Source organism: Pseudoalteromonas sp. J2K-J599, from assembly GCF_059295115.2.
The window spans coordinates 1,103,027-1,115,911 of record NZ_CM200271.1 but is presented as its reverse complement, the minus strand read 5'-3'; the positions used below and the strand labels follow the sequence as shown (position 1 = coordinate 1,115,911).

Genomic DNA, 12,885 nt, shown 5'->3' with positions numbered 1-12,885 from the left:
TATATATCCCTTTCGTTGCATACCTATACTATAGATCCTATAGTAACTATAGAGTCAAATGTCTGGGGGAAATTGATGAAAATAGGCGAATTGTCAAAAAAATCGGGCTGTTCAATACAAACGATTAGATATTATGAAAGAGAAGGATTACTGTTAAATCCAAACCGTTCAGAAGGTAATTTCAGGCTGTATGATAGTAAAGCACTTAAACAATTGGAATTCGTAAAGCATTGTCGCAGCCTAGATATATCACTCAATGATATTAAACGTCTTATCGAATTAAAAAATAAGCCAGAAGAAAGCTGCTCTAGCGTTAATGCATTAATTGATCAGCAACTTGCACTAGTGAATAAACGTATGAAAGAATTAAGGGCGCTTAAAGCTGAATTACAACAGATGGCAAGTGCTTGTGGTTCAGACAATACAATTGAAGCGTGCGGCATCATCAAATCATTGGATAGCTAAACTAAATATAACTTTAGATTAGTAGTATTCACAAAGGCAATAATGTAAACCATTGGCAAATTAGCACAATCATTAAATTTAAATGTAGAAACCATTCGTTTTTATGAACGAGAAGGGCTGATTACACAACCTGAAAAACCAATATCTGGTTATAGACAATATGACGAAACAATAGCAGGACAACTTAGGTTTATCACAAAAGCCAAAGCGCTCGGCTTTACGTTAAGAGAAATAAAATCGCTAATGTCTATGGACAGCAACTGCACTCAAGTTGAGCTATTAAGCCGACAAAAGTTAGCAATCATTCGAGACAAAATTAATGACCTTCAACGTTTAGAGAAAGTAATTGTGGATATGACAAATACCTGTATGCAAAACGAAGATCCAACACATTGCCCCATAATTGATTCATTAAAATGATTGACTCCGTACTTATATACGGAGTTTAGAATGATGGTAATATCAACCAATAGACTTTCAAATGATAAATAAAATATTAGACAGAGTAGGCTCTAGTGGCGTTTGGCTAGCGGCACGGCCTGCTTCCCTGCATTAAGGTCACTTGCATCGGCATTAGGACTAGGCTTCTTCTCTCACTTCGAAGGAATAGCTGTAAATACGCTTTTACCTATTTTTGCATCTTTGGAACTATTGGTAAACTTATACAACTGGCACAAAAATAAAAACCATACCAGAGCTGTCTTCAGCATTCTAGGGCCTGTAGCAGTGCTATTAACGCTTTATCCTCTTTGGCTATATGATTGAAGCACATACCTATTTTACTTTGGTATTTGCTTAATGGTCGTTATGTCGGTTTTGGATATCGTAAAACCAGTAAGGGAGCAAACATGCAACGTATGGCTAATTGCCGTCGTTGAAACGATTAACGGTCAATGTCTGCTTTTCGCTCAAAGGCGACCTTAGAGAATTACGTTAACTCATAAAGGGGCAAATACGAGTTAGACGATAGCCGGCTTTGCAGAATAAAACTAATTACATAAAGTTATCGTGACCGTCTCTTCATCACTCACAGCCGAACTTCGCAAAGGTACTAGAAGTGGAAATGTTAATACTGTAGATACCTATATTCGAATACAACAAGTTTCTCAAAAAAATTATCAACATCAAAAATTTCTCATCATTTAGACTAGTTAGCTGATTTATCAAAGAAAGTGCTTATTCATCTTTGTTTACTGCTTGGTTATATTATTTAAAGCATTGTTTTATTTGATTTTATTTCATACCAACGAAATCCATCTGGAAATTATCTGCTATGATCGTTAATGAAGATTGAGTGCAATACGGAAATTAAACAGATTAACTTAGCTAGTCTCAAGTATGCATCTTCAAATGATGACTTGCTCATCAATCACAAGGAATGACGCAGCTATAAACAGGATGTTTGGAGAATTTTATGCAACAGCGAACACTTCGTAGGATCAGGCGAGATAGGCCCGTAGACTACTTTTACAGTTTAAAGAACAATTGCCATGTTTGGGTTGAATCAACATTAGAGCTAGACTTTTTGTATTGGCTCGAATTTGACGAACGAGTGTCTGCCTATACAACCCAACCAGAGAGTGCGGATACACCAGCAGGTCGCTATACGCCCGATGTATTAGTTGAGCTTCAAAATGGTTCTAGTATTTACTTTGACCCGCATCCATACAAGTACGTGCATTCTAAAACTTTTATAAACAAGTTTACTGAAAAGGCGCAGTATATTGAGCGCTTAACTGGGCGCCCTGTTCGTATTGTCACTGAAAAGGATTTAAACCCAATTACTATTGGCAACTTTAAAACACTTTACCCCTACCTAAGAACAGAACCGAGCGAAGTTCATAAATTATTACCTTTAGTTAATTCATTCCCAACTACTTTTGGTGATTTGAGGAAACAAGCTGAATCTATTGGCATTAGCCCATTTGTTCCTTTTGCTCTACTCGCTCACTCACACATCGGGTTTGACAATACTGTAAAGCTTTCTGACAGCACTCAATTGAGAAATTAAGCTCGATGAATATACTTCCTTATTCTCAACTATTAGATGATAAAGATCGTAAATTCGATATCTTGCTTTGCGATCAATTAAACGTAGTTACTAGAGATATTAAAACCAAGGAGCTGCAAACTTTTACTCGTAATGAGTTTGCATTTGCCTTAAAAACTTATTTGATACCAGTTACCCCTAATTCACCTCATTCAGCATTAGATCCATTCCAAAAACTAATAAAAGAAAAGCAAGCACCTTACCTTTCTTTAATGAAAAAGATTTTTGAAGAAGAAAACGCACATATGACCACGTTATCAATTTATAAACGAGTTATAGCTGAAGTGGAAGAGCAGCAAACAATAAATAGCAAACCAGGGACAGTTGTTAAGGTAAAGCATCCAAGCCAATCAAGCTTATCAAGGTGGTGGAAGAGGTTTAAAGACGCTGGGTTTAGTCATATTGACTATCTCCCAAAACGAAAGTCTAAGAGAAATACAACAGACTCTCGCTCTGAACAAATCATGTGGGAGGGTTACGAAAAGTTCATGATGGGAAAAATAACTCCAAGTATTGCTGTAGGACATGCAAAGTATGAGAATTGGGTCAACGAGATGAATGACCCTACCATTACCATCGTAAGTAGAGAAAAATTTAGAAAGCACCATCACAGCTTCAACGATCTAGACCGTGCCGAAGCTTCGGGCAACAGAGCTGAAGTCAATAAGCTAATGAGAACATACAAAACTCGCATCAAAACGGATCGAGTACTTACGCGTATAGAAGCAGATAGATTAGCGCTTAATCTTCGCCTAATTGATGATACTACTGGAGAAGTTACTGGAAAAGTCGCTTTATATATTGCCATTGATTGTCATTCTCGCTACCCGATTGCAGTCACTGTGGAGTTTGGTGAAGCCGAAAAGGCTATCGGTGGCGTTAACTTACTTCGCAATATTGTTATACCCGCGAGTGAACAACTCGATGCATTTGGCATACCTATCAGAATAATTTGCGATAATGGTCCGGGGTTCAATAATGAAACATTTGCAAAAACAGCTGAATCATTGAAGTGTGAACTGATTTACGCGCCAAGCAATCAGCCCTACAAAAAACCTTTTGTAGAATCATTTAATAAAACGATCCGAAGTGAGTTTTTAGAAAGCGCTGAGCTTAAAGTTGGCAATAAAATCGTGCATGGCGTGCCTGGATACAAAGGTAAGCGTTATGAAGGGAAAAACACTAACAGGAACCCTACAGATGAAACGCTAAAACAAGCTGCCGCCATGACGGTAGATAGCTTCGTTCAGAATCTCCACGATTTTTTAGTGCATTATGTAAATCAGCCACACAATGAACTCAATGGCAAAACTCCCCAGGAAGTATGGGAAGCTTCTTGCCTAGAGTACCCATTGATTCCGTGCCACTATGAACATCTAAAAACCAGTTTCCATGTTTTTCAGGGGGAGACTACCTTAAACGAGACTGGTAAATTCAGATTCAACAAACAGGACTTTTATGGTGAAGAGGTTCAAAACCTATATTGGCAGCTTAAAACCGGCAAAGCTTCAGGGAAAAACCCTAAAGTATCGGTATTGCATGATACACAAGATTGCAGGGCTGTAACCCTTGCGGTCACATTGCCTGGCGACACTCATGTTACAAAAATCATTGCTTACAACATCGATTTGGTTGATGAACAGGTGGCAATTTCATTTGAGGTCGCCAATATGAATCACAGTACACCTATTCGTCGCTCAATATATTGTGGCGAAGCTGAGCTTATAAAACGTAAACGTCGAAAAATACGTAATGGCAAGCAAACGCAAAATATGGAGCAAAACTTAATAGATGATCGATCTACTAAAGATATCATTAAGCAATCTAATAGCTCTCCCCATGAACGCCAATCTAAACGCACAGATCCGTTACTAGGTACGGATCTCTCACAAGAGAATCAGGATGACTCTCACTTCAGAAACAAGGAAGGTTATGAAAAATGGTAAGCACTACTCTTAATACATCACCAAGTTCGTTATATGTACCGCAAAGTGGCACATTCCATTGCCATTCGTCTACAACGGAAGCATGGGAATACATTAGCAAGATTCATCAGAATAGAAACTACTCAGGCTTATTGACGGGGGTTTCTGGTGTTGGCAAATCATATTTGGCTAAGACGTATACCCAACAATTCCCTCAATCTGAGTTAGATGAAAAAAATATTATTCCAGTGCTTTACGTTAAGTTAGGTGCAACATCAACTCCAACTGACTTGCTTCATCAAATTTTAATGGCTTTAGGGTGCACTGTAATGAACAGCAAAGAAAGGCCTTATACTGCACTTGAACGTTTGTTACATCTACTCAATGAACAAAGTGTTGAGCTTATTATTATTGATGAGGTTCAAGAGTGCTTACCTGATACAGACGGTATCAGAGCTCAGCAAATGGCAAAACAATTTGCAGGTCTAGTAGACAAAGCTAGCATCCCTGTAATTTTAATGGGAACGCCATTGGCTAAAAGAATTATCGAACTCGCCTACAAAGGTGGAGATAAAGAAGAGCAATTAAGCCGTCGTTTTCTAGCCCCACATCAACTTAGTCCCTGTCCAAGCCAGTGCCTAGCTTGGATAAGCATGGTTAATTTTTATCAACTTAAATATGGCTTTAATAGGCTAACGGCTCAGTCACATAAAGACTTACTCAACCGCATTTATATTGCAACAAATGGCATGCATGGGCTCCTTAATAAGCTTTATGCACAGATGTTACCCGCTGATTACAAGAATACAGCTCAGTACATAAGAGCATTTGAAGAAGCGTATAAATTTGCTATCAGAAATAGCGAAGACAACCCGTTTAATGCTGACATGATTAATGCACAGCAAACTGAACGCAATATTGAAGATTTAGATCGCAAGTTAAAGGAAACGTTCACACATGGCTAGGTTACCAATTCGAGTTAGGCCTTTCGTTGGAGAAAGCCAGGCTGGCTACATTCTTCGTCTTGCAATGCGAAATGGTTTTATGAAACCAGAAGACATTGTTAATAAGAAAGTATTTAACTTAGCAATTCGCAATAATCTAAAAAAAGCTGATATCAACAATATCAGCTCACTCATACAACGCCCTATTTCATTTTCAGAAACGGAGGGGAGCCCTTTTCCAAAAGTCTGTTCCAGTGCTCGAATTCTCCACGCTAGAGCATGTCTAAAATGCTTGAATGAAAACCCTATTCATAGAGATAATTGGCAAGACCCAAGATATACGCACTGTGCAAAGCACCAGGTCATGCTTATTGATGTATGCCCTCACTGCGAACACGAACTGGAATTTAACGCAAGTTTACTTCAAGGGTATTGCAGCAATGAATATTGTGGAAGAAAACTTCTTCAGCTTTCGGTGGATGAAAAGATTAAAAGGCTCACAACCGGTAATATAGAAGACTGTATTATTGCAGGTTTGTACGTTCTTGAAATTTCAGAGCTTAAAAGAAAAGCCTATTTTAATTATAAAGACATACCAAAAATCCTAACCGCAGGAATTGACTTGTTAACTAATAATGAAGCATTAGGGCATTGGCTAGCAAAAATATCTAGCAAAGGGCTGCCAGCTGGTTATCCTAAAAACCTGGCATATCCTGAGCTTTATTCCTTATCATGTCATATTCATAGAGATTGGAACTTGATAAAGCGCGCTCAAATCGGCAATAGAAAGCCTTCTCTCCAGCTTACTTCCACAAGCAAGCCTTTGGAAATAAGGATACTCGCATCTTGTCTAGGGCTCAACGCAGCTGATTTAAAGCCTCTGTGGTACAAAAATATTCTACGATTCAGCAATACAAACCGATATCAAGTCGATGGTTTAATTGATGCCAAGCAGTTAATAGAAGAGCTGGTAACTAAATCAACCTCTGAAGTCATAAATGAAGTCGATTTCATGGAAGCCACAAAGTTTGTCGAGCAATACCTGATGGAAAAATCAGATCTTTTATTAGCAATATTTTTGAAAGATTTACCTTTTTATTATCAAGGTAAGAATAACCTCCTTGATTCAATTTACTTCAACCGTGATGAGCTGATAAAAGTAGGCGAACGTCATTTGAAATCGTCTAAAGCCAGAACAATCAGTATTGATACATGTGCAAAAATTGCCAAAATATCACCCAACATCATCAAAAATGCAATTAGTAGCGGATTAATCAAATCCTCTGACTGGAAAGCAGATAACTCAACTTTAAAGCTAATTGAGCTGAAGAAGTTGCAAGAGCTGCATAAAAACAGACAACTCAACCTCCCTCTGTGAAGAGGGGGGCATTGTTTTACAAATAATCTAAGAGGTTGCTATTAATAGCTTTCTACTGTCTTAGAGTAATTCTTTAACTAATACCTGTGCTTTCTCAACATCAAAAGTTCTTGCAGCATACCCTTGTGCAAGAATTTCTTGAGGTAAATACTCATCAAACTTATCTATAGTTTTTTCTGCAATAGCATCAGCTAAATCAATTGCTGATATGGTTTTATCATCTCGAAAGCTTTTAAGAGCCCCGATAACATGATCAATTAAGGTATTCTCAACTTCTATAATTCCTGCAAATGCACCCGCTCCAAACCCTTTGTGTATAAGTACTGCAACAAGTGTATTTACAACTTTATCACCGGCCCAAGGCAAAACAACGGCTGTATTGCCATGCTGTAAGAAATATGTACTTTCAAGTTTTGCAGTTTTAAAAAAGTCTGCCCCCTCTTTAAAAAGTGCTTGGGCAACTGCATCACCAAATTCAATTCTTTGTTCACCAACTTGAACTCTGTAGTCACTTTCTTTCAGAATTTTAAGCATTTCTTGTCTCACTACATCATGTACAGCCATCCCTGAACCACCAAATTTAGGTGGTTTCCCTCCTTTTGCATGCTGTACTGAAATCACTTTTTTGTCTGTATCTACTAGCTCAACCACCCAACGTTTACCCGCAAATACAATATGTTGGCCCTCTAAAATAAGGCTATCTACGGGTAATGTCCCTAGTGTTTTACTACCCGTTACAATTCTAAATTCTTCAGGGGTTTTAAAGACGGCATAAAACGTATAATGATTTGTTACTTTTTCACCCATAAAACCTAAAACCAGTTCACCACTTCCTAACTGGGTAATAAGATCTACCTTACCCATGTGAGATAGCAAATCTTTAAAATGAGTAACAGTAACTTGTTGGAATGGCCCGTCTTTACAAAGTAATACGTAGATTTGATCTGCTCTTATACCACCCCATTGCGCGATGAGAGCTAAAACTTGATGAAGTAATGTTGAAAAGTGATAGAGCGAAGTGTCTGCTGGTTCATACCATTTACTTGCAACCAATAACCGTATCATCGCTAGCGATTGAACCAATTCAAGCCGCAGTTTATCTACAATACTCGATTTTTCTGTAAGGTCAGCCTCAGTTATCAGCATTCGCAAAATACTAGCGCCACCACGCCTACCTGAACGACCCATGCGCTGCCGTAAACTTGCAATAGAATGCGGCGCAGTAACTTGCACGACAGAGTTAACCTTGCCTATATCAATGCCTAACTCCAAAGTCATAGTACACACTGCTGTCGTGGGAATTTGATCTTGCTGAAGCCGAGCCTCAAGTGATTCTCGCATTTCTTTGGCTAACGAGCCGTGATGTGGAAAAAACTCGTTAGGCACAGTGTTGCTCTCACACATCTCTGCAAGAGTGGTCGCAATACTTTCGGTGCGACTTCTGCTATTTGCAAACACTAGGTGGTTTCCACCACGGCAAAGACCATATAAATCGTTACATACGGTTTGCTCCGCAGTAACCGTCTCATCTGCCACAACAGCGCTCTCAATATATCCCTTCACTTGCATTTTTAACGATGATGAAGACTGCGTTTGCTTTATTATTTTACAAGACAGTGATTTATTAGGTCTTAAAGATGCTGGGACACTTTCTAAGTTACCTAAAGTGGCACTTAAAGCCGTTCTGGGTATTGGTGAGTTTATACGGCCTACAAGGTGTTCTAAGCGGTGCAGTAAGCTCAACAAGTGATGGCCTCGCTCTGTGCCAATAAATGCGTGAAATTCGTCTATAACTATGTGCTTTAAATTCTGAAAAGCAGACTTTACCCAGCCACTGTCTCTTATTAATAATGACTCTAGGGACTCTGGCGTTATTAACATAATGCCTGATGGATTTCGTTTCAGCTTATTTTTTCGACTTTGAGGACTATCACCATGCCAAGGTGTAACTTGTATGTTTAACAAATCTGACAAGCTTTCTAGCCTTCGGTCTTGATCGTTTATTAACGCCTTTAGTGGGCTGATATATAAAATGCCCACACCACTTACTTCATCTGCGATACTACTTATTGCAGGTAAAAAAAATGCTTCGGTTTTACCTGCGGCAGTAGAGGCACTAATAAGCACATCAGTATTGCCTGATAGGATAGGGTCAATTGCTAAACATTGAATCTCTCTGAGCCGATCCCAGCCTTGTTTAAAAATCCACTGCTGAATGCGCAAATCGAGCTTTTCGTGTGCGTCAATCATAATTTGAAGTCAGCTAGCTCATCGTCTTCAGATTCAATGTCTAGCTCTACATCGGAAGGTTTTTCCTCTGCAATATCAACATTTTTTATTAAGCTGTCCCACGAAATATTTGGATTTTGATCAATCACGGCAAGCATATCTAAAAACGCTTTGATCGTATTTCTTGGCGTTCTGAAGTAAGCGTCTCCAATTGTTTTACTGCAATGGACTAAAAATGCTTTGAGGGACTCGTCAGGTACTAAATATAACGATTCATCGCCTGATGCAAAAACATGTCTAAGGTTTTTAAGTAGTATAAATAACTCTTCTGGCGTTAAACTTGCCAAGTGTAATGCAGGGGATGAGTAATCAATAACACCGGCTTGTTTTGCAAATGTGTTGCCAGCTAGGCGAGATTGCAGCGCCTCATAGCTATATAACCCTTTTCTTGGATCAAGTAAAAACTCGGGTGTACCACCGAGTAAAAACCCTAAGTACTCAGCCGATCCTTGTAAGCAGTCGTTGAGTATTCTAAGAATTTGCTCGTAATTTGATAATCGTGCTTGGGTGCTATTGAGTTTGTATAAATTTACCATTTCATCGAGGTTAACTAATAACCCTTCGTAGCCAGCTTGCCTTACAAATAAACTCATAAGCTTTAGAGAGTCATAAAACGAAGCATCTGAGATAATACTTCTTATACCAAGATCTTTGCGAGCATCTGTTTTTGTTGCATATTCTGCTCTTAACCATTTTACAGCGTTGTTCTTAAGTTGCTCGTTATCTGTTTCATGGCCAGTCCAGTATGCTTCTATAACTTTTGCAAAGTCGTAACCACCTACAAGCTCAGAGAGAGACGCGAGCCTTTCGTGAATCACTGTGGTTATTTCTTTGCTTGTATTATCTGATTCTTTTCGTGCCTCGGTAATAAACTTTTCAACCACACTGGTCAATGCATTACCATCAGGCTTATTACGAGTAGACATGTTTCTCATTAACTCAGAATACAAGTTTCTGGCTTGTCCAGATGATGCATGAATACGACGATCGGGAGATAAATCTGCATTAACAGTAACTAACTTTCGCTCTAATGCGATCGCTCTTACAACACTTAAAAAGAATGTTTTACCTGAGCCGTATTCGCCAATAATTAACCGAAAAGCAGAGCCGCCCTCTGTCACTCTGTCGATATCTTTAATGAGCGCTTTAAGCTCATTACCACGACCTACTTGTATATGCTGTATGCCGACTTTTGGGGTAACACCCGATTTAAGAGACTGTATAATTGCATCGCGCTCTTTTGATCTAATTTTTTTTGCTGCCATTGTTATAACTCCCTTATCTCTTTGACTATTTCTTCATCAATGTATATATCACCGTCGTCATCAATTACTGGTGCATCCACTAAATCAAATGACCAGTCATTAATGGTTTCTATAGCACCATCGACCATTAATTTTAGCTCACTACACATTTGGGCTACCTCTTCGCGACCCCATTGCGCTTTAGCGCATAGCTTTTCAAACAACTGACTATGAGCCTGATCTAATCCATCAACTTCGTTTGTCAGCTCTGGGACTTCAATATAATCGCTTTCATCTTCATCTGAGGTAAAGATCTGTTCCAGCATGTTTTTAGCTTCTGTTGTTTGGCTTTCATGAAGGGCTAATATTGTTTCATCTAAGCTAAACTCTGATGAGCTTTGACTACGTGGCGCTGGCTGGTGACTACTTGTAGTAAGCTGATGAATATCACTCGTAACAGACTCTTTATCCAGTCCTAAATTTGTGTAGAGTTTTTCGATTTGCTTTACTTCTCTGTTATCGACATTGCCATCTGCTAGCGCAATAGACAGAATAAACCTTTTCACAAATTCTATTTCTTTTACACCTAAATTATTAAGTCTATTTTTTAAACCCGTATTATCCGATGGTGTAACTAGTCGCCATGTAAGATAAGCCTTTAGAGATCGCTTTTCTATATCCGTTAATTTTTCATCATGAGCAATTAGCTTTTCTAGCTCAGAACTTTCTGATTCATCCACAACCCCATCTATATTTGCAACCATAGCACCTAAACGCAGTGCGACACCCACTTGGTTAAACGCATGACTAGGGACGAATTCTTCCTCATGCCCTGGAGTAAATAGTACAAGTTTGCCATCTAATTTGGGTTTTGTATGGTGGTAACGTAAGTCAGGCGCAATACCAATATCAGCAAAGTTCGCTAAGTTATAAATGAGCTCACCTTCTTTTTTATTTATCGCTTTCGGTGTTGGTAAGCCTGTTTGCAACCAAAATTCAGATACATCTGTTACCCCATCATTTTCTAAAATGATGGCCTTAGCCCACGCTTTAAACTTTTCGATTAATGGTGACGGTTGACTGCTAGCAATGACACGAGGCAACAGCATTAATGCAGCTAAATCATCTTTGCTTGTATCAGCCTTAGCTAAATAACGGCTATAACTAGCTAGCTCCTCAGTGACTTTATCTGCTATTGGAATAAGCTTTTTTATAGGTGCTTTTAATATGCTCGGATCAGGCAAACCGTCGAGTAAAATTTTAATACTAGGGATACCACCGCTGGCGGCAAAGTACTCTGCGTTTAATTTGGTTTTATTGGGCTTCACTTGCATTCCCTCTGGGAATTTTTGCTTGTAGTAAAGTTTAAAAAGTGAATCAAACTCTATATCGCAGCGCCTAGCTGCGGTTTTTAAATTGTATTGGTCTGTATTTTTAATCCACTCAAGTGCTAACTCATCACTCACTCTTTCTGTAGCAACGATTTGCTCTGAAAGACGTAATTTAAAAAGTAGTGAATGACGTGTCTTTGGTAATTTATGCTTTCTACATTCAAATAATTTAGGTTTAACTAAATACATAAACTCTAAGAGATTTGCTGAATAACAAGCAAAAGAGCGATTTGAAGCAAACACTTTATGTAAACGAAGTACTTCATCAAAAATATCTTCAAATTGTTCCTCTTCAATTTTATTATCTTGACCATTCTCAACAACAAATCTTTCAAATCCGTAAAAGTACAAAAATACAAAGCCTATTGGGGTGTTGCCCGCACTTCTATCGGTTGCTAACCAATCAAGGTAGGCACCTCTAGACTCTTTAGATAATAAACCGTAGCTTGGCCAGTAGCCTAAAGATTCATCAGTTGGGAATTCGTTTGAATTAGTCCGTGGTGATATTACTGGTAAGTCTGCACAAATTAATGCTGGTTCAGAGCGATAACCAACCAATGATTCCATCACCCCACCTACGTACAGAAACCCTTTTAACTTTCGACTGTGAATAGTAACTTCTTGACCCTTGCTTAACCATTGAGCTTGTTTACCCTTATTGATATAGGTGTCTTCAGATACATTACTCTCAAAAATATTAAATGTGGCTAAATCGTCTTCAGAATTTCTCGAACTATGGGCACGCTCTATAATTGTGGGAGGTGTATTAACAACAGTGATGCGAGGTTTTGGACTAAGCTGCTTTGAAGTTGTTAATTCATTTGTTTGTTTGTGTAGCTCAACACTTACTGATGCATTATTAATTTTAATAGACTTTATTGGGCTGCTTTCGTCATTTTGAAGATCAGATATAGAAGACTTAGAGGCTGACTTATCAAGAGTGTCTTTTATGTTCGGGCTTGGATTACCTAGTGATCCAGATTTTGCTTTATTTGAATTTGAGCGTGGACTGGTAATTAACCAAATTATCAATATAACAACTGCGATTATAAAAATGAATTCCATGTAATATCCCTTTAAAAATGGTTGGTACCATTTTGGTATTTAAAACTCCATATGCTACTAACATACCACTAATAAATTCAGAAATGTATAATACTGCTGCTAAGTAGTTTCAATTATTCTTAATCAAAAAAATT

At 38.4% G+C, this 12,885-nt stretch carries 10 protein-coding genes; 7 read left to right on the top strand and 3 right to left on the bottom strand.

Going from position 1 to position 12,885, the window contains the following annotated elements:
- Positions 1–75 precede the first annotated feature (75 nt).
- From cadR to AC5NT5_RS05045, 7 genes are all read left to right on the top strand, one after another.
- Positions 76–465 carry a Cd(II)/Pb(II)-responsive transcriptional regulator gene (cadR, locus tag AC5NT5_RS05075; protein WP_002962247.1) on the top strand — a complete coding sequence of 130 codons (390 nt, stop codon included), beginning with the start codon at positions 76–78 and terminating at the stop codon, positions 463–465.
- 51 nt (positions 466–516) lie between these two features.
- Positions 517–885 carry a MerR family transcriptional regulator gene (locus AC5NT5_RS05070; RefSeq protein WP_028834999.1) on the top strand — a complete coding sequence of 123 codons (369 nt, stop codon included), beginning with the start codon at positions 517–519 and terminating at the stop codon, positions 883–885.
- Positions 886–987: 102 nt separating this feature from the next.
- Positions 988–1,230 (top strand): MerC family mercury resistance protein, encoded by a 243-nt coding sequence (locus tag AC5NT5_RS05065; protein ID WP_327077832.1) that lies wholly within the window; start codon positions 988–990, stop codon positions 1,228–1,230.
- Positions 1,231–1,879: 649 nt separating this feature from the next.
- Positions 1,880–2,476, top strand: a complete 597-nt coding sequence (locus tag AC5NT5_RS05060) for a PDDEXK family nuclease (protein ID WP_139015384.1) — start codon at positions 1,880–1,882, stop codon at positions 2,474–2,476.
- A gap of 5 nt (positions 2,477–2,481) precedes the next feature.
- Entirely contained in the window at positions 2,482–4,461 is a 1,980-nt protein-coding gene (locus AC5NT5_RS05055) for a TnsB C-terminal domain-containing protein (RefSeq protein ID WP_024595342.1), read from the top strand.
- Positions 4,455–5,405 carry a TniB family NTP-binding protein gene (locus AC5NT5_RS05050; RefSeq protein ID WP_024595343.1) on the top strand — a complete coding sequence of 317 codons (951 nt, stop codon included), beginning with the start codon at positions 4,455–4,457 and terminating at the stop codon, positions 5,403–5,405. The genes AC5NT5_RS05055 and AC5NT5_RS05050 overlap by 7 nt, the downstream gene beginning before the upstream one ends.
- Positions 5,398–6,762 carry a TniQ family protein gene (locus tag AC5NT5_RS05045; protein ID WP_024595344.1) on the top strand — a complete coding sequence of 455 codons (1,365 nt, stop codon included), beginning with the start codon at positions 5,398–5,400 and terminating at the stop codon, positions 6,760–6,762. The genes AC5NT5_RS05050 and AC5NT5_RS05045 overlap by 8 nt, the downstream gene beginning before the upstream one ends.
- A 60-nt stretch (positions 6,763–6,822) precedes the next feature.
- Here the strand turns inward: AC5NT5_RS05045 and AC5NT5_RS05040 are convergent, their stop codons facing one another.
- From AC5NT5_RS05040 to AC5NT5_RS05030, 3 genes are read right to left on the bottom strand one after another with little or no spacing between them, the layout of a single operon-like run.
- Entirely contained in the window at positions 6,823–9,012 is a 2,190-nt protein-coding gene (locus AC5NT5_RS05040; RefSeq protein WP_494513476.1) for a DEAD/DEAH box helicase, read from the bottom strand.
- Positions 9,009–10,316 carry an ATP-binding protein gene (locus AC5NT5_RS05035; RefSeq protein ID WP_024595345.1) on the bottom strand — a complete coding sequence of 436 codons (1,308 nt, stop codon included), beginning with the start codon at positions 10,314–10,316 and terminating at the stop codon, positions 9,009–9,011. The genes AC5NT5_RS05040 and AC5NT5_RS05035 overlap by 4 nt, the downstream gene beginning before the upstream one ends.
- Positions 10,317–10,318: 2 nt before the next feature.
- Entirely contained in the window at positions 10,319–12,751 is a 2,433-nt protein-coding gene (locus AC5NT5_RS05030) for a tellurite resistance TerB family protein (protein WP_024595346.1), read from the bottom strand.
- Positions 12,752–12,885 lie beyond the last annotated feature (134 nt).